This is a genomic window from Pseudomonas sp. WS 5532 (genome assembly GCF_012985445.1).
GTDB classification, from domain to species: domain Bacteria; phylum Pseudomonadota; class Gammaproteobacteria; order Pseudomonadales; family Pseudomonadaceae; genus Aquipseudomonas; species Aquipseudomonas edaphica.
The window spans coordinates 651,670-667,885 of record NZ_JAAQWK010000002.1 but is presented as its reverse complement, the minus strand read 5'-3'; the positions used below and the strand labels follow the sequence as shown (position 1 = coordinate 667,885).

The window sequence follows — 16,216 nt, the reverse complement described above, 5'->3', positions numbered from 1 at the left end:
CTTGCGGGTTTGCTTGCGCTTGCCAGCGTACTCGGCGTCGGCGAAGGTCATCTGCTTCATCGGGAAACTCGGTGGGTGGGGTCGCGGTATTTTGCCAAATCAGAAAGTCTTTTTCAGAGTTTCCTTAACTGCCCTGCCGGCAACTCAAGCCCAACAACATCCACAGCACGGCGAAATGACTCGTACCCAGGTCGAAACGGAAGTGCCTTACGCAATCGCTTATACAAGTCGTCAGCAATCGGAACAGACCGATTCTTGCTGGACTTAGTCCTGGAGAAGTGAATAAGCCTGTCGCGAACCTGCCGCACTTGCAGCCCCTCCGATTCGCCCCACCTCGCTCCAGTAGCAAGGCAAACCTCAGAAATGAGCAGAGTGTCATCCTCCAGCGTTGCCAGATGGCTCAGCAGCACATCCATCTGCAAATCCGACAGATAAGCCATTTCTGCTTCGTCAAATTTCAGCCCCCGCACATTGCTCAGAGGATTCGGCAGACTCCACTCATCCAACCGTATCAGCTCGTTAAACACCGCCCGCATATAAGCCAGTTCGTGATTCAACATGTTCGCGCTAATCGGCCGGCCAGGCTCATCCTCCTTCATATACCGCGAGTGCTTACCCTCAGCCCGTTCCGCCCGGTACTGGGCAAAGTGAGATGAGCTGAAATTCACAGCCTTCGGGTTCCCCATCCGCTCCACCATCAGCAGCAGTTGCGCCTTACGCGCCTCACCCGTTTTCAGAGTTTGCCCGTGCAGCGTGTGCCAACGCTCAACCAAATCGCTCAGGTGCCGATTGTCGGCTTTGGGCTTTTTCTGATACTCGCCCTTAACCCCCTCTCCCATGATTCGCCGCTCAAAAGCCAGCGCTTCATTTTTTGTGCGAAACGTCTTCCGCACCCTGCCCCCCTCCGATCCCTCAGGTCGGCAATCCACCTTGTAACGCCCATCCCCCAACTGTTTTATCGTCATCGCTACTCCGCACTGATTTGCCCACATGCCGGGGCGGTCTCATCGGTCATTAGCCAAAGCGTGTATTTCTTGAAGCTGGGATGCATGGCGATTTTCTGCATCGCGATGTAACTGACCTCGACGCGCAGTCCCAATTCGTACTTCTTGTAACTGCTCAGACTCAGCCCCGTCGCCTCGCAAAGCTGCGATTGGGTCATGCCCTCCTTGCGCCGCATCGCCTTCAACTTCTCGCCCAGCTCCATTTCATACTCCCCTTGACAAGGTTCCGTATGGGTACTTATTGTAGTACCCATATGTGCACTTTTACTACCAATATTGCTGGAGAGACTATCAGAATGCAGATCTGCATCGACACGCCATACGTAACCATCAGCGAATTCGCACGCAGGTCGGGCCAATCCAATTCATCCATTCGCAGGGAAATTACCCAAGGCCGCTATGTCATCCGCCCAAAACAGCAAAGCTCCAAAGCCGCCGTGTTGATCAACATGGTCCACATCACCGTCGAAGCGGCCGAGCAGGCCGAACGCATCCGCTCAAGCGATAAGAAAGAAACCGGAGCGCGCTAATGACCACGCGCAAAAAAACCACCCAACAGGCCTACGACGACATCTACCTAAAAGAAGTCGTCGACGCCCTCAAACACGACGCCGACCTCGACTTCAAAACCATCGACGCCAAGTACATGCAAAACGGCGTCTGCCCCAACCCTAAATGCGGCGAGCGCACCGTCTACATCGCCATCAACCAGCCCTACCAACTCAAATGCAACCGCCTCACCAACTGCCAATACGAGGAAAAAACCCGCGAACGCTACAGCCACTTATTCGAAAACCTCAGCGAACGCTTCCCCAAAACCGAGACCAACCCCAACGCCACCGCCGACGCCTACCTGCAGCGCAACCGCGGCTTCGACATCAGTCAGTTAAAAGGCTGGTACCAGCAAGGCCGGCGCAAACTCAAAGACGGCCAGTGGGCAGACACCGTTCGCTTCCCGCTTTGCGACGGGCATTGGGAACGCCTGATAGACGCCACAGCCGTCTCCGCCAATGGCGGCGTCAAAGCGGGCATCAAGAAGGGCATGACCTACCTCGGCAACGGCTGGATGCCGCCGGGCATCACCATAAACAAGAGCGATCGCGTCTACATCGTCGAGGGCATTTTCCACGCCATCGCGTTGCACCTGGCGGGCTTCAAAGTGATTGCCTCGATATCAGCCAACAACTTCCCCTGGCTGATCATCGAGGCCAACAAGGGCAAATCCATCACCTGGGTCATCGCCCTGGATGACGACCCGGCCGGGCACTTGATGATCCCCAAATACCTGCGGCAACTGCGGGAGATACACGAAATTGCCTGGGTAGCGCTCGCCGGCGAGCGTGATTGGGACGACGTGCACCGCGACGGCCAGCTCGACGCCGCCTTCATGGCCGAAGCCGAATATCAAGGCCGTCTTTTCAGCGCCGAAAGCACCAGCAAACTGGCCTACCTGCTCTACTTACGTCGGCCGATTGCGTTCTACCTGATGGAGTTTTGCAACCGTCTGTACTCGGCCAAGGTGGCGCAAAAAGACCTGCACGATGACCTGGGCGAAGAAAAGGTCGAGGGTAATCGTGAGCTGTTCAACAAGCACGTCAAAATCAAACAAGTCGCCAACTGCATCCCCAACCTGGAATACCTGGAAAAAGACATCATCACCAGCGAGCAGCGCTACTTTTTCGACTTCCGCTTCCCGGACAAGTCCCGCAGTTGCAAGGCGCCGCTCGCCCCAAATGCCATCGCCGACCCACGGGGCTTCGCTCGCTCCCTGCTCGAGCAAACACCCGGCGGCAACTTCGAAGGCGGCGAGCCGGTGCTGGCCATCCTGCGGGACAAATGGCTCAACGACGAACGCCGACCGGTGCGTACCGTGCGCAGTCTGCCGTTCGTGGGGTACGACGACACCACCGGGCTCTATTGCTACCCCACCTTCGGTTTTCACCAAGGTAAAGAGCTGCCCGTGAACAGCCACGGCTTTATCGACATCGCCGGCAACGGCATCAAAACCAACCTGGCCAACTTCAAAATCGACAAGTCCCAAGACTTCGACCCCGAATGGTTTGAAGACTTCCTGGCGGTAAACGGGCTGAACGGCTTGGGCATATTAGCTTGGTGGACCGCTGCCTACTTCGTGCAACAGATCGGCGTAAAACAGGCGTCCTTTCCCTTCATGGAATTCACCGGCCAACCGGGCGCCGGCAAGTCCACGCTGCTGCGCTTCCTGTGGCGACTTACCGGCCGTGAAAACTTTGAAGGCATTCAGCCCAGCGGCGCAGGCGCCAGCATGATCGGCCTATCGCGCAGCTTCGCTGAAGTCAGCAACCTGCCCGTAATTTTGATCGAGTCCGACAAAGAACACAGCGACAGCCAGGGCCGCAAAGTGGTGGTGCAGTTCCACTTCGACGAGTTCAAACGGCTCTACGACTACCACGCCACCCTGCGTGTTACAGGCGTCAACACGGGCGGCAACGAGACCCGAACCACCTACTGGCGCGGTGCCCTGGGCATTTCGCAAAACAACAGCGTGGACGGCTCCGAGGCCACGCTGTCACGCATCGTGGAATTCCACGCCACCAAAGACCACCACAGCTTGGCCCTTAAGCCCCGCGCCGATCGTTTGAAAAGCATGAGCGCCAAAGACCTTGGCGGCTACCTGCGCCGATGCCTGGCCGTCGAGCAGCAATGGCTGGCCCGCTACTTCGACGCCTTCCCACGCTGCGAACAGCGCCTGCAGAGCCATGCCGCCATTAACGAGGCGCGTATCGTGCTGTGCCACGCGCAAGTCCTGGCCGCTGCCTACGCCACCCAGGCGCTGTTCCCCGCGTGGACCGACGACCACCTGGACAGCTTGGCCAAACACCTGGAACAACGCGCCATTGCCCGCCAGCAGCGCTGCCGATCGGAACACCCCGACGCCGCCACCTTCTGGCAGATCTACCACTACCTCAACGAACGTGTGGTGACCATAACCGACAGCAACGGCACCCGCGAAGAAACCCACGAAACCCTCAACCACAGCGGCGAACGCGGCGTGGTGGCCATCAACATCGAGCACTTCCAGGAAACCTGCCGCAAAGCAGGCCAGGAAGTATTGACCCGCGCGCAACTGCAACGCGCTCTGCCCCAAAGCACCACCTACACCTTCGTGGCGGCCCGCAAGGCCTACTCCCGGCTTGAACGGCGAACCATCAACTGCTGGATCTTTAAAAAGCCCTGACCGGCGCTGATTAACCGGGCGTTTTCGCTCAGGGGGAAGTGTTGCCCGCGTTTTGGCAATGAGCTTGTGAGTAAGCCCGATGCCCGTCCGTAATTTTTGAACTATTTAGGTATTTATAAATGAATTCAGTTACTTATAAAAAACCATCACTGGAATGTCACCGGAAGGCACTGCACTACTTTTCATTCCAGCCACATACCGTTCATACCTCCCTCACCCAAACCCGCCGAACGCCTCTAACCACGCGGCCTACAGCCTATTACCCACACCCGCCTAGTTCAGCGCATTCCATTTGCACCGGACTACTTTCTCGGCCACTTGCACCCAGCAGATACATGGCTTCCAGCCCTGTAACCACGCCAACAGTTCAAACATTCCAGCCCTACCCGACCCTCGCGCAAAAACCACTGCGCGGGCAATTTCCTGCCCACTGAAAAAGGAGCTTCACCATGCCTGTACACGTCATCACCGGCCCCCGCGACTCCGGCAAAACCCGCCGACTGCGCGCCCTGCAGACCGAGCTGCAAACCCAGGGCGCCGACATCGCGATTATCACCGGCAACGCCTGCACCACCACCTACCTGCTCGCACGCATCCGGCAGCAAGCCGAGGCCGGCGCAGGCCACTTTCTGGCAGACGACTGCACCCGCGACCAGATCAAGGCCGTGCAGAAGATCGATCTGCCCGAGCAGTTCACCCTCTACCTGGCGCGCCAGGCTTAAACCCCAACAAGGAGCAACACCATGAGCGATGCACTGATAAACGCACTGTCGGACTTTTGGGCTTACCAACAGCGCCGCCCCATCATCATCAAAACCGGCGTCCAGGCGCTGCACCGTTTGATCCCCATTGCCCTCAGTCGCACAGCAACCGGCAAGGCCGTCGGCCGATTTCTGCTGGGGTTGTATGACGGGGTGACCTACCGATTCGACCTGAAACAGCTACATCGCTTGGCCCCACGGGAGTTTGAAGACTGCTTGCAGGTGCTGGAGATGGACTACATGCCAGAGGTAGAGGTGCATGAGCGCGTAGAAGAGGGCGAAAACCTGTGGCGCGAACTGATCGAGTTATGGCGCAGCCAACCGCTGGGGCCTGTTCACCCTCGTTCGGCGCCCCTGAACAACGTAGCGCTTCACGCCAAGCACCGAGCGCCAATCGAAGCCAAAGGCATAGAAGCATTCGACCACCTGCTACAAGTCGCAGAGCGCGGTACCCATCAGAGCCGTATTGTGGGGATGTTTTTGATGAGCCTGATTTACCGCAACCACTACCGCTTCAACCTCAGCGACCTGCGTGGGCTCGACATCAAGCTGTTCGAACACTGCATCAGCGTGTTGCGCATGGACTACTTCCTCTACACGCAGGCGGGCAAACCATGAACCTCCACTACCGCGCCAATGCCCTGATAGGGCGCCTAAGCCTGCCCAGCTCATACGTCGAGAACCGCACCGCCGAAGACCTGGCTGAACTCGCCGCCGCCGACCACTGGCGCGCCCACCCGCAAAGCCGCCCGACGTTCGTCACCGTCGTGCATCTGCACAACGTAGAAGGCCGCGACCTGGGCCTGTTTGAAGTGCGCTGCGAACGGCGGCCGGTATTCACGGCCAACCCATTGCTGCAAGGCTGAAAAAGACGGTGCCGAGGAGTTCGTACCTCCCCGACACCTGCCACCACACAAGGAGCAACACCATGCAAGCACAGCACCCCCGCAGCAGCAGGCACAAGGCTACCACGGGCAACTTGGATCGAGGACGTCACCATGGATGACCGGCGAATCGCGCACTTCCCCACGCGGAATCGCCAAGGCAGTTACTGCCTGTGCATCGATGGCGAACTGGTGTTTGTGCCAGATGAGCAGATCAAACAAGCCCGGCGACAACTGGGCCTGCGTTCTGATGCGCAACTGCTGGGCGCCACGCGCTTACTGGAATTCAACAGTGGCGACCGAGTGGTGCGCATTCCACTGCCTGGCACACAACTGGTCGCCGCCTTTGAAGGGCGAGACGGTCAACGCTTCTATGGCGTCGTCACACTCGATGCGTTGAATTACTACCTCAGCCCGAGTTAAGGCGCTCGCCGTTTTGAAACAAGGGCGCTTCGAGCGCTCTTGTTTTGTAATCAGATGAGACGACGACCAAACGCTTTCAACCCGCCCGCAACGTTTTTCATCTCTGCCGACCCCACCAAAAAGCCCATGCTAGAGCCTTATACCTGCGCACACACGAAACAAAACTTTTCAGCTAAACACAATTTGAATCACTGACAACATAGGTAAAAACGCTAACTACGATGCGTTTTTTCGGCGGTTGGCTGGGGATATTACCTACTTACATTTGCCTGAAAAAACGCACTCGCACGGAAAAATCTGGCCCTTAAACTACTGGCCAACTACACCGAAAAAGGAGAAATCGTTGTGTTGAATTCCAAAGTCTGCACTTCGAAATTGCGCGAAGAATTCGAAGAATGCGGCCACAGCTTCGCCCTACTGGTCTACCTGCTGGGAGGTGACCTGCAGCTGCCGCAGCGGGCGAAATTGGCGCTGTTTGAGTATGGCGTTGCTTAGCTGGAACGCTTTGAACGAGCTGAGGCAAGGTTGCGTGATTACGTGGATGACGCCATGCCCAACTGATCAAACAGGTCGCGTTGCTGGACCTTGGACAAGCTGCGCAGGCGGTCGAACAGTAAGCGGTCGACTGCCTGGGCGGAGGGGCTCAGGGTATGGGAGAAGGTGAGGTTGGCTACCCAGGTGTGACCGCAGTGGGGGGAGCTGCATTGGCAGTAGAGGCGGGCGAATTCGAGTGATAGCTCGTCGCGGGAGACAATTCGCCCTTTCTGGCCGCATATCTTGCAGTGCACCCTCATAAACTCCGAACCTTTAACTTAACCAACCTGCATCTTAACATGAGCGTTAACAACGCTCATCTCGTGTCACGACATTGGAAAATAACGATTCATTTTTTCGCTTTGCTTTCTCCACTGGATTGGCTAGCGATAGCGGTTACTCTGTCTACTTGGCCTTCAGTATTGCTATCCAGCGTTACGTTCTCCACAACGGCCTTGACAAGGGCTAAGTATTCCAGCTCTGCCTGAGTCTTTGTAATACTTTTGTTCGCTTTTTTCTCATCTATTAGTTTGAAAGCATTGACAATTGATGGATCTACATCCTTCCTTGTCAAATATGCAGGCAAATTCATTACAACTGCACCCAACCCCATCAAGTGCCATATTTTTATGGCCGATATGCTCGCCCATTCAATAGTTTTCAAAACGGGAGTAAAAAACCCTATAACTCCGTCCAAAACTACTCCGAGCAAAATCCCAATACTTGTTCCTTTCGGATTCGCCACAAAAAGAATATTTATGGCTCTACGCGCGAACTCTGACGAGGCATCACTATTCATACATTCACCTTCCTACCAGAGAAAATCAAATCAGAAGCCTCATCAAACGAAGGAGCTGGAATGACCTTTTTCAACCCCCCCTGATCATTAAAATCATTCTTATCTGCATGAGCAAGCACAAATCGAATTATTTCACGACTTTCAAACTCGTTCTTACCATACCAGCCCTTGTTAATTCGATATTCAATTAACTTATGATCAATGAATATTGCTGAAAGCCCAACAAACACAACAAATATTACAAAAGTATTCATTTCAGCCCCATTAACAAAGGCCGCCAGGGCATTTACAACTAGTACAAGAAACAAGATCCCCTGTATTTTAGTGGCCTGCTTAAGCTTTTCTCCCAGCATCAGACCAACAATAGTCTTTGATTTTCTCGCGTCTTTTTTGCCTGACGCAGCTTGCTCTGCAATTCTGGCCATTGACAAAGCCAAACTCGAATTAAGTATTATGGTTATAGTCCTTATTATTCTTAGCTTCGGAAACCCTTCTATATCAAATATATATTCAAGCATCCTCACATATGCTTTTGCGACCCCGCGGACATCATGAGCCTTCATAATATTCAAGAGCGCGTCACGTAACTCCCGATCCCTCATCGAGATAAAAAAGCTCAACGCAGCGCCCGCTATGGATAGCGCGACCCCACCATATGTTAAATAATCGAAAAGCTCAGACATGCTCATTATATTCCCTATAACTTTGAGGACTGATTTATTGAAAACTTAAAATACTTAATCTGACCAGCATCAAGCAAGAAAAATTTTACAACCAATGATATCAAAATGATATCCCCACGTCTACTTCATAGGCTTCTACATTTAACTTAGAACTCAAATAATTCTTCAACCAATCCAGACATACGAACCTTCTAAATCACCACCCAAGCCTTAGCTTATACGCTATGCCTTGCCCATACGCTAATAGGCGTAATTGAACGGGTAATTCGTCGTGACCCGGCTATAAAACTTCTTGAGCCGTAAGACATGGAATGATCGCGTAGTACAGGTACTCCAAATTAATGAAGTTGAAACTGGATCGCATAAACGGTACTTGACCACAGGGATGCCTGTTTTCAAAACCTCCGTATCTCACTCTGAAATATCTTTCGTACTCCGAGAGTTGCAGCCTAGAGGTGATCACGATAACCTTTCAATGTCGCTGCTCATCAGCGACCGGGCCTGGAAACCCGTCACCGAGACGCACGCAGCGTCGTCAAGCAATCAGCAGGCGCTTTTTTTGTGCCTGCGGTTTGTGCTTTTTGGCGGCCGTGTGCGGGAGACATTCGTGTCTGCCGAGTTGTCTCTGTCTCGGTTTCCAGCCTGCGCACGGCTGCCACCCATCGCCTGGAATCGATGTGTGGTCGCCTCAGTTGGTCATCAGAGAGGTTTCACACCATGCTTGATTACCGTAGTGCCTTACGTACCAATGCCGCCCCCCATCGTGTGGGAGGTCAGCAATGAGCAACCCCACCTCAGCAAAAACCATTGGCGCCCAAACCTTCGCAGATTGCGGCGAAGAAAAAGCCCATTTGAAGCTGTTCCGCGTCAACGCGGGCGTGCCGATTCAGGAAGCCCTGGAACACGCAGCGCACGTTCTCTACTACGCAAAAATGCTCTCGCTTGAAGCCGCCATGGACCCCAGGGCGGAGAAGTTCGCGTTCGCCTCGCACTACCTGTGTGACATGGGCAAGGCGATCATTGATGACCTGGTCCTGGCCTTGCAGCCAGACAGCCCAACCCCGCAGTAAATAGCGTTGCTTGGCGCCCGGCATGACCGATCGCGCGTCTGTTCATCATTGCGCTTCCCACCTGTCCCCCGTCCGACGCCGATCTGTTTCAACAGTTCTCTAAATCCAGCTTCCAAGCCTCGAAAATCAAAGGGGCTTCAGCGTATTTAAACACTTTTGAAATAACGGGCAATACGCCTGAAAGTTAGCGCTGGCTAACGATTGTTACTCTCTACTTCCTCATCGATAGGGACGCAGCTAGGCGGCTCAACCAGCTCAGGACGATAGCCATACGTTTGATTCAACGGAATGACCGTGAGCACCTAGGAATACGGTTTAGCCAAGTCAAATCGCCCTTTTTACTGCATCCCGTCTGAGGTGCGCTTTTATGAGCGCTTCATTTTTTCTCATGCACGGCCTGCACAGGTGCCATCCCTCCATGAGAGATGATAGCATTCCGCCACTCTATGGAAGGTGGTGTCGGCGATGGATGATGAGGGTGATTTCAAGAAAGCGCGTGGGTTCCTGCTGACTTATTCAGCATTGGTCCTTGCTTTGTGGTATTTCGGGGCAGACCTGACCCAATTTAAGTTAATGGGCAATGAGATAAAGCTGCAGCACCGTACCGAAAGTGCTTGGCTGGTATTAGCTATCATTAACCTCTATTTTTGGTTTCGATGCTATCAGAGAGTACCCCCTCTGGGGCTCTACTTCGACGAGCCGATGAATAGTCTCTACGATTCGGCGCTGATTTGGAGCGCATCATGGCGGAAGCGCTTAGAACTCAACAAGAAAGTGCAGAAGAGTTTTGCTGACGAATACCAGTCAGAGGGAACCATTCAAATACATAGTCCCACAGGTGAAATTACAGCAAGCGATGCTATCAAACGGGATCGAAGGCGAGAACGGGATTGGGAGAAGGAACAGAAACGCCTCCCCACAAACGAACAAAAACAGTTTGAATACAGAAAAACAGCTCCCGAGCTGTACCGGCTCTCCCGCGTTGTTCGGACGGAAATAGTTCTCCGTCGGTCGTACTCGCATATAGGAAAAGAGGGAAGCAGAAAGGAAAACGCAGGTGGCGCATATGTTGAATACCATCCACATGTATTATTCACTTGGCTGGTGAAAGCCTTCACCATTGTACGAGGAATTTTTGTTACCCCGTGGTTCACCGATCACATCGCTCCCTTGGTGCTTGGCGGTATCAGTACCATCCTTGCACTTTGTAAGTGGTACTCCATTAACTTCTGCACCGCTGATCACCCTTATGCTGCAATGTTGTGCGGCCTGTAGCCCTAAGCATCTGTGCGCCCCGTTGTAAATAACCTGCGCCCGGTTCCTGCCACCGGGCTTCAGGTAGATCACCATCAACCGTCTGCCCACCCTACATGCCTGTCCCTACGCAATCGACCATTCAGCTGCAAAAACAACTGCCTGATCGGCCTTATCTCGTTGTTGGTGTACACCCGGTCAATCTTCTCCACATCCCCAAACCCCGCCGCATTCTCAGGCATACACCCCGCCAGCGCCGGGTTCATCCGCCATGCTGCAATCACATCATTACGCGTGATGTTCTTGATCCGCTCAAACTCATCTTTAGTCGCGATATCCCCCACCGGAATGATCTGAATAGCCTTATCCCCTCCCCCCGGTATATTCACAAACAACGACCGAAAATTCCCCACGCCCTTGCTCGCCCCTATCTGGTTTTGCATGCGTTCCTCATCCGCTTCCGACAGGTTCGGGTCATTGGTGTAGAAAATGAATCCGGCATGCGCGCCGTTGTTGTAATACCGGCGCCGAAACAAGGTGGCCGATTCGTTGAGCAGCAGCGCGTGCATCCCGCCCAAGTAATCCGGCACGCCGTAGATGTTCTGTTCCACGTCGTAGTCCATCACATGCTCCACCTGGTCCTCTTCAAAGTGCAGTTGCTTGCCACCTGGCAACAGCAGCACAAACCCGCCCCCGACCTTTCTGCGCATGTTCAACGCAGGTAGATGCTCCAGTTCCAGCACCTGCCCCAGCACGTTGGTTTTACGCTGAAAGTACGCCTCCCCGAACACCATAAAATCCAGCGCCGCACGGCCCATGGTCTGCGTACTGCACCCGGCTGAGGACACGAAGTCACGCAGCAGCAGGTTGCGCTTGAAGCGCGGAATGGTGCCGTGGTGGGCATTGGCGCGCAGCAGTTTGGCAAGGCCGGTGCGGGACACGGGCGGCGTGTAAAGCTGGCCGTCGTCGCTGGCGAAGACGCCCATGTATTCGCCCAGGTTGCCGGTCAGCACCGACTCGGGCGCGCCGAAGCTGAACGTCTTTACCTTGTGTCGCGCGGGAATGGCCGGTGGCGTGGGATCGTTCATGGCTGCCTTCGAGGGTTGACCAGCGGCTGCGCCGCTTCTTGTTGACGTTGAGGGGTTCATGGGCCAGCGCGTGCATCACCGCCCAGGCGATGTCGGCGTGGCCGGTGGCGTCGGTTCGTGATGCGCTGTAGGTGATCTGGCCGCTGGTGGTGGCGCCGCGTTTGATGGTCAGGAAGGCGGCGGCGATGTCGTTCCAGCCGGCGTCCCATTCGATACGGCGGCCTTGGATCGTGTCCTGAGCTTTAAGTACCAGCGTGTTTTTGGTTTCCAGGCTGTAGTGGATCGGCGTGGCGCGCGGGAAGAAGTCGCGCACCAGATCGAACACGCCATAGCCGACACCCGTTATGTCGATCCCGATGTACTGCACGTTGAAACGGTCGCAAAGCTTTTTGACTTGGCTGGCCTGATAGGTGAACGAGTGGCCGCGCCAGGAATGCTTTTCCAGGATGCGGAATTTGCCGCCCTGCTCCAGCGGCGGCGCCACCACCACGCAGGTCGCATCGTCGCGGGTGCGGCTGGGGTCATAGCCAATCCACACCGGGGCATTGCCGAAGGGGCGTTCGGCTTTCGGGTCGGCGTCATAGTCGGTCCATAGCGATTGGTCGGAGTAGCAGCGTTCCAGGTCCGCCAGGCTGAACGCGCTTTGCGTGCTGTCGATGAATTGGCACAGGTAGATCTGCTCGAACACCTCATCGGAGTTTTCCAGCCGCAGTTGCTCGAGGTCGAACAGGTCGCCGCCACCGGCGATGGCATCGTGAATGTTGATGATCTTGCGCCACTGGCCATCCGGGCACAGCGCGCCCTGGCGTAGCTCGGCCTCGCCGGGGAACGGCTTGCTGGCGAGCTTGTGTTTGCCGCGGCGGAAGTCGTCGCCGGTCCAGAACGGGTAGGCCTGGTGGCTGGTCGCGCTGGGCGTCGAAAAGTAGGTTTTGCGCCACTTCTTGTGGGTGGCCATCGCCCCGGCCAGGGTGTTGAGCTTGGCGAAGTCGCGAATCCAGAAGTATTCATCCACATACACATGGCCGTGATACCCCTGTGCCGTGCTGCTGTTGGTGCTCAAAAAGCGCAACTCGGCGCCGTTGCTCAAGATGATCGGGTTACCGGTCAGCTCCAGGCCGAACCATTCACGGGCAAAGCCAATGATGTAATTGCGGAATATCTCCGACTGCGCGCGGCTGGCAGACAGAAACATCTGGTTATCGCCGGTCAGTACCGCGTCCATGAACGCTTCGCCGGCGAAGTAGTAGGTCAGGCCGGATTGCCGACATTTGAGGACATTGCGAATGCGCCGGGTCAGCGGGTTCTGTTTGGCGGCAAACAGTTCTTTCTGATAGCCGAACAGCCTGCTGGTGAATTTCTCCACGAAATCCAATTCGGTGAGGGTGGAGATATCGTTTTTGACGGTCCTGGGTTTGCGCTTTGGCCGGTCACTTTTGTCCCTGCTCGGTTCAGTCGGCGCTGCGTGTTTGCTGCATTGCTTAAGCAGCCGCTCGCGCAGCGTGGTCAGGCGGTCCAGCTCATCCAGCTCGGCTTTGCACAGGGCGCCAGGCCTTTCCAGCATCAAGGTTATGCGCCGGCTCACCGCCGTCAGGGGTTCCTCATCCGTCAGCAGCTCGTCCCAGCCGCCTTTGGCGATCCAGTAGTAAACGATGCGCACGTTGGCCAACTTGAGTTCGGCCTGAATTTCACGCGGTTTGCAGCGGCGCAAGTAAAGGCGTCTGGCCGCGTCTTTGACTTCAATCGAGTAGGGCATGAGCCGCAGTCTATGCAGCCAAATCCGCGCAAACCCGCGTTGAAAAACCTCAGCATTCCTACCTGTTCAATGTAGGAATAGCGCGCAGCCGAACCGTTTGTTCGGGAGGTTCTGGCTGCCTATCGTGACGGCCATTACCACCAACGCCGAGCGATAAGCCCATGCCCCGCACCCTTGTTTCTGATTGGAAACGTGTCGCCACCAGCGGCAAAACCGCCGACGGCCGCACGATCAATCCGCAGGACCTGCGGGACATGGCCAACGCTTACGACCCGGCGGTCTACACCGCTGTGATTTGGTTCGAACACATCCGCTACATGGGCAATTTTGGCAGTGTGGTCGAGGTTAAAGCCGAAGACGTGGACGGCGGCAAAGTCGCCCTGTTCGCCAAGCTCTCACCTAACGACAGGCTGCTGCAGCTCAACAAAGAAGCGCAGAAGTTGTTCACCAGCATCGAAATCCAGCCCGAGTTCGCCGACACCGGCAAGCCCTACCTGCGCGGCCTTGCCATCACCGATGACCCGGCCAGCCTGGGCACCGAGCCGCTGCATTTTTCCCGGCGCGCTGACACAGGCAATTACTTCGCTTCCGTCGAACCGTTGGGCGACTTGCTCCCGCCAGACCTGGGCGATGAATCAGCCCTCAACTTTGTTACCCGCTTGTTTCACCAGTTGAGCGGCAAACACACTCCCAAACCCGAGACGCCCGCCATGGACCCAAAAACCGCCGAAGCCTTCGCCGCCGCCGTGGACAAACTCGACAGCGTGGCCACGCGCCTAGAACAGGTCGCACCGGCCCCAGCAGAACCGCAAGCACCCGAAGTTACCGCTGAGCAGTTCAACAGCCTGAAAACCTCGCTGGAAAAGCTCCACACCACCTTTAACGCCGCGCTCAACCAGGGCAGCGGCCAAGTCATCCCCCACAGCACCGGCCCTGTCACCGAAGAACTGGAGCCCGTTTACTGATGAGCCAACTCAGCCCCATCGGCCGCCAGCGCTACCACGCGTTGCAAACCCGCATCGCGCAGACCTATGGCGTGAAAACGTCCCGCGAAGAGTTCAACGTCGAGCCCAGCCTGGCGCAAACCCTCAACGACCAGATCACCCTCAGCTCGGCGTTTTTACAGCGCATCAACGTCATCGGCGTGAACGAGATCAAGGGCGAGAAAGTCATGATGGGCGTCAACGGCACCGTGACCGGGCGCACCGACACCGACAAAAAAGACCGCGAGCCGCGCAATGTGTTGGGGCTGGATGGCAAGGGCTACGAGCTGCACGACACCCACAGCGACGTAACCCTCAAGTTCGCCACCATCGACGCCTGGGCCAAGTTCAAGGACTTTGCCCAACGCTACACGGCCGCCGTGCGCCGCCAGATCGCCCTCGACCGCATCATGGTCGGTTGGCATGGCGTCAAGGTCGCGCCCGACACCGACCGCGAAGCCTTCCCGCTCTTGCAGGATGTGAACATCGGCTGGTTGCAGATCGTGCGCGAACAAGCCGCCCAGCAGATCCTGGTGGAAGGCGCGACCAAGGGCAAAATCCGCCTGGGCATCGGCGGCGACTATGTGAACCTCGACAGCCTGGTGCACGACGTGTCGCTAATGATTGACGAGGAATTCCGCGACGGCGGCGACCTGGTGGCGATCGTCGGCCGTGACCTGTTGGCCCACGACAAGGGCAAGCTGTACGCCAAGCAAGGCCACACCCCCAGCGAAAAAACCAAAATCGAGCTGGCCCAGGTGATCGACACCTACGGCGGCCTGCCCTCCTATACCTGTCCGCATTTTCCGGCCAAGGGCGTAGTGGTGACTTCGTTCGATAACCTGTCGATCTACTTTCAAGACAGCTCATGGCGCCGTCACCTACTGGAAAACCCCAAGCGCTCTCGTGCAGAGGACTACAACAGCCGCAACGAAGGCTATGTGGTCGAGCAGTTGGGCAAGTTCGCCGGCATCGAGGCGGGCAACGTCGAGTTCGTGGAGCCAGAGGCATGAGCCTGGCCCTCAAACACAAACAGCGCGTGCTGGAGCAAGGCCCCGTCGTGTACGCCGAGGTCTACACCCCCGGCACGGCCTTGGCAGGACCTGCCAACGCCCAAAAGCACTTGGCGCTGATGACCACCGCCCTGGCCGAAGACTGCGCGCGCCTGTCCGACCTCAACAACATGGGCGAGCGCCAACGCCTCAAGCGCGACGAGCTGCTGCCCAAGTACCTGGACTACGTGCAGCGCTACCGCGAATCCGGTTTGAACCACCCTAACCCGGTGCTGATGCAGGTGCTGGTGTGGCTGTTCGACACCGAGCTATTCGAGGCGGGGTTAGAGTTGGCCGACTTCGCCCTGCAACAACGCCAAGTCATGCCCGAGCGCTTCAAGCGCGATATCCCCACCTTTATCGCCGACGCGATGATCGATTGGGCCGAAGCCGAGTACGAAGCCAAACGCAGCCCCGAGCCCTACCTGTCGCAACTGCTGCCCCGCGTAGACGGTGAATGGCAGCTGTTCGAGCGCATCCCGGCGCGCTACCACAAGTTGCTCGGCATCCTGGCCATGGACCAGAAGCAATGGGCACAGGCCATCACCCACTTTGAGCGCGCCGTCGCGCTGTACCCCGGCATCGGCGTGAAAACCCGACACGAAGACGCCACCAAAGCCCTGCGCCGACAGACCGTCTGAAACCGACTTACCCCCCCAGCGGGGGCCTGCCGAGGCCATGGTCCTGTACCAATGACCACAAGCAGCCACC

Annotated in this window: 19 protein-coding genes; 12 read left to right on the top strand and 7 right to left on the bottom strand. The window is 56.3% G+C overall.

The genetic code is table 11. The annotated features are described in order from the left end of the window. Positions 1-113 precede the first annotated feature (113 nt). Positions 114-965: an integrase gene (locus HBO23_RS06740; protein ID WP_170037006.1), complete on the bottom strand. Its 852-nt coding sequence runs from the start codon at positions 963-965 to the stop codon at positions 114-116. A gap of 2 nt (positions 966-967) precedes the next feature. After that, the gene (locus tag HBO23_RS06735) at positions 968-1,207 is read right to left on the bottom strand and encodes a helix-turn-helix transcriptional regulator (RefSeq protein WP_170037003.1); all 240 of its coding nucleotides are present in this window, start codon (positions 1,205-1,207) and stop codon (positions 968-970) included. A 93-nt stretch (positions 1,208-1,300) separates the two neighbouring features. Here HBO23_RS06735 and HBO23_RS06730 point away from each other — a divergent pair, with 93 nt between their 5' ends. From HBO23_RS06730 to HBO23_RS06700, 7 genes are all read left to right on the top strand, one after another. Next, positions 1,301-1,534, top strand: a complete 234-nt coding sequence (locus HBO23_RS06730; RefSeq protein WP_170037000.1) for a hypothetical protein — start codon at positions 1,301-1,303, stop codon at positions 1,532-1,534. After that, positions 1,534-4,221 carry a toprim domain-containing protein gene (locus tag HBO23_RS06725; protein WP_170036997.1) on the top strand — a complete coding sequence of 896 codons (2,688 nt, stop codon included), beginning with the start codon at positions 1,534-1,536 and terminating at the stop codon, positions 4,219-4,221. The genes HBO23_RS06730 and HBO23_RS06725 overlap by 1 nt, the downstream gene beginning before the upstream one ends. 449 nt (positions 4,222-4,670) lie before the next feature. Next, entirely contained in the window at positions 4,671-4,943 is a 273-nt protein-coding gene (locus HBO23_RS06720) for a hypothetical protein (protein ID WP_170036994.1), read from the top strand. Positions 4,944-4,964: 21 nt separating this feature from the next. Continuing rightward, positions 4,965-5,600, top strand: a complete 636-nt coding sequence (locus HBO23_RS33625; protein WP_178131760.1) for a hypothetical protein — start codon at positions 4,965-4,967, stop codon at positions 5,598-5,600. Continuing rightward, positions 5,597-5,848 (top strand): hypothetical protein, encoded by a 252-nt coding sequence (locus HBO23_RS06710; protein WP_170036991.1) that lies wholly within the window; start codon positions 5,597-5,599, stop codon positions 5,846-5,848. The genes HBO23_RS33625 and HBO23_RS06710 overlap by 4 nt, the downstream gene beginning before the upstream one ends. Positions 5,849-5,980: 132 nt before the next feature. Beyond that, positions 5,981-6,289: a hypothetical protein gene (locus tag HBO23_RS06705; protein ID WP_170036988.1), complete on the top strand. Its 309-nt coding sequence runs from the start codon at positions 5,981-5,983 to the stop codon at positions 6,287-6,289. 345 nt (positions 6,290-6,634) lie between these two features. Continuing rightward, positions 6,635-6,784 (top strand): hypothetical protein, encoded by a 150-nt coding sequence (locus tag HBO23_RS06700; RefSeq protein ID WP_170036985.1) that lies wholly within the window; start codon positions 6,635-6,637, stop codon positions 6,782-6,784. A 38-nt stretch (positions 6,785-6,822) separates the two neighbouring features. Here the strand turns inward: HBO23_RS06700 and HBO23_RS06695 are convergent, their stop codons facing one another. The 3 genes from HBO23_RS06695 to HBO23_RS06685 all read right to left on the bottom strand — a co-directional run bounded on the left by HBO23_RS06695 (position 6,823) and on the right by HBO23_RS06685 (position 8,305). Continuing rightward, on the bottom strand, positions 6,823-7,083 hold the full coding sequence (locus tag HBO23_RS06695) for an ogr/Delta-like zinc finger family protein (protein ID WP_170036982.1): 261 nt from the start codon (positions 7,081-7,083) through the stop codon (positions 6,823-6,825). 89 nt (positions 7,084-7,172) lie between these two features. Then, positions 7,173-7,622, bottom strand: a complete 450-nt coding sequence (locus HBO23_RS06690; RefSeq protein ID WP_170036977.1) for a hypothetical protein — start codon at positions 7,620-7,622, stop codon at positions 7,173-7,175. Continuing rightward, complete coding sequence (locus tag HBO23_RS06685) at positions 7,619-8,305, bottom strand: hypothetical protein (protein ID WP_170036974.1); 687 nt, start codon at positions 8,303-8,305, stop codon at positions 7,619-7,621. The genes HBO23_RS06690 and HBO23_RS06685 overlap by 4 nt, the downstream gene beginning before the upstream one ends. 779 nt (positions 8,306-9,084) lie before the next feature. Here HBO23_RS06685 and HBO23_RS06680 point away from each other — a divergent pair. After that, positions 9,085-9,375 (top strand): DUF3077 domain-containing protein, encoded by a 291-nt coding sequence (locus HBO23_RS06680; RefSeq protein WP_170036971.1) that lies wholly within the window; start codon positions 9,085-9,087, stop codon positions 9,373-9,375. 465 nt (positions 9,376-9,840) lie between these two features. Next, on the top strand, positions 9,841-10,650 hold the full coding sequence (locus tag HBO23_RS06675) for a hypothetical protein (RefSeq protein WP_170036968.1): 810 nt from the start codon (positions 9,841-9,843) through the stop codon (positions 10,648-10,650). Positions 10,651-10,724: 74 nt separating this feature from the next. On the opposite strand, the gene HBO23_RS33770 is transcribed toward HBO23_RS06675, so the two are convergent. Both HBO23_RS33770 and HBO23_RS06670 read right to left on the bottom strand, forming a co-directional pair. Further along, a complete protein-coding gene (locus HBO23_RS33770) occupies positions 10,725-11,570 on the bottom strand; it encodes a phage portal protein (RefSeq protein WP_225933072.1) in 846 nt (281 codons plus the stop codon). Next, positions 11,482-13,470 (bottom strand): terminase family protein, encoded by a 1,989-nt coding sequence (locus HBO23_RS06670; RefSeq protein WP_170036965.1) that lies wholly within the window; start codon positions 13,468-13,470, stop codon positions 11,482-11,484. The genes HBO23_RS33770 and HBO23_RS06670 overlap by 89 nt, the downstream gene beginning before the upstream one ends. Positions 13,471-13,631: 161 nt before the next feature. Here HBO23_RS06670 and HBO23_RS06665 point away from each other — a divergent pair, with 161 nt between their 5' ends. The 3 genes from HBO23_RS06665 to gpM are packed head-to-tail and all read left to right on the top strand — an operon-like array spanning position 13,632 to position 16,146. Next, positions 13,632-14,435 (top strand): GPO family capsid scaffolding protein, encoded by an 804-nt coding sequence (locus tag HBO23_RS06665; protein ID WP_170036962.1) that lies wholly within the window; start codon positions 13,632-13,634, stop codon positions 14,433-14,435. Beyond that, positions 14,432-15,466, top strand: a complete 1,035-nt coding sequence (locus tag HBO23_RS06660) for a phage major capsid protein, P2 family (RefSeq protein WP_170037071.1) — start codon at positions 14,432-14,434, stop codon at positions 15,464-15,466. Before HBO23_RS06665 ends, HBO23_RS06660 begins: the two co-directional genes overlap by 4 nt. Then, the gene (gpM, locus tag HBO23_RS06655) at positions 15,463-16,146 is read left to right on the top strand and encodes a phage terminase small subunit (RefSeq protein ID WP_170036959.1); all 684 of its coding nucleotides are present in this window, start codon (positions 15,463-15,465) and stop codon (positions 16,144-16,146) included. Before HBO23_RS06660 ends, gpM begins: the two co-directional genes overlap by 4 nt. Positions 16,147-16,216: the final 70 nt, after the last annotated feature.

What these genes read in the sequence shown, in the direction of transcription:
- HBO23_RS06740 (WP_170037006.1), bottom strand. Translation starts at nt 965, where the DNA reads ATGACGATAAAACAGTTGGGGGATGGGCGTTACAAGGTGGATTGCCGA.
- HBO23_RS06735 (WP_170037003.1), bottom strand. Translation starts at nt 1,207, where the DNA reads ATGGAGCTGGGCGAGAAGTTGAAGGCGATGCGGCGCAAGGAGGGCATG.
- HBO23_RS06730 (WP_170037000.1), top strand. Translation starts at nt 1,301, where the DNA reads ATGCAGATCTGCATCGACACGCCATACGTAACCATCAGCGAATTCGCA.
- HBO23_RS06725 (WP_170036997.1), top strand. Translation starts at nt 1,534, where the DNA reads ATGACCACGCGCAAAAAAACCACCCAACAGGCCTACGACGACATCTAC.
- HBO23_RS06720 (WP_170036994.1), top strand. Translation starts at nt 4,671, where the DNA reads ATGCCTGTACACGTCATCACCGGCCCCCGCGACTCCGGCAAAACCCGC.
- HBO23_RS33625 (WP_178131760.1), top strand. Translation starts at nt 4,965, where the DNA reads ATGAGCGATGCACTGATAAACGCACTGTCGGACTTTTGGGCTTACCAA.
- HBO23_RS06710 (WP_170036991.1), top strand. Translation starts at nt 5,597, where the DNA reads ATGAACCTCCACTACCGCGCCAATGCCCTGATAGGGCGCCTAAGCCTG.
- HBO23_RS06705 (WP_170036988.1), top strand. Translation starts at nt 5,981, where the DNA reads ATGGATGACCGGCGAATCGCGCACTTCCCCACGCGGAATCGCCAAGGC.
- HBO23_RS06695 (WP_170036982.1), bottom strand. Translation starts at nt 7,083, where the DNA reads ATGAGGGTGCACTGCAAGATATGCGGCCAGAAAGGGCGAATTGTCTCC.
- HBO23_RS06690 (WP_170036977.1), bottom strand. Translation starts at nt 7,622, where the DNA reads ATGAATAGTGATGCCTCGTCAGAGTTCGCGCGTAGAGCCATAAATATT.
- HBO23_RS06685 (WP_170036974.1), bottom strand. Translation starts at nt 8,305, where the DNA reads ATGTCTGAGCTTTTCGATTATTTAACATATGGTGGGGTCGCGCTATCC.
- HBO23_RS06680 (WP_170036971.1), top strand. Translation starts at nt 9,085, where the DNA reads ATGAGCAACCCCACCTCAGCAAAAACCATTGGCGCCCAAACCTTCGCA.
- HBO23_RS06675 (WP_170036968.1), top strand. Translation starts at nt 9,841, where the DNA reads ATGGATGATGAGGGTGATTTCAAGAAAGCGCGTGGGTTCCTGCTGACT.
- HBO23_RS06670 (WP_170036965.1), bottom strand. Translation starts at nt 13,470, where the DNA reads ATGCCCTACTCGATTGAAGTCAAAGACGCGGCCAGACGCCTTTACTTG.
- HBO23_RS06665 (WP_170036962.1), top strand. Translation starts at nt 13,632, where the DNA reads ATGCCCCGCACCCTTGTTTCTGATTGGAAACGTGTCGCCACCAGCGGC.
- gpM (WP_170036959.1), top strand. Translation starts at nt 15,463, where the DNA reads ATGAGCCTGGCCCTCAAACACAAACAGCGCGTGCTGGAGCAAGGCCCC.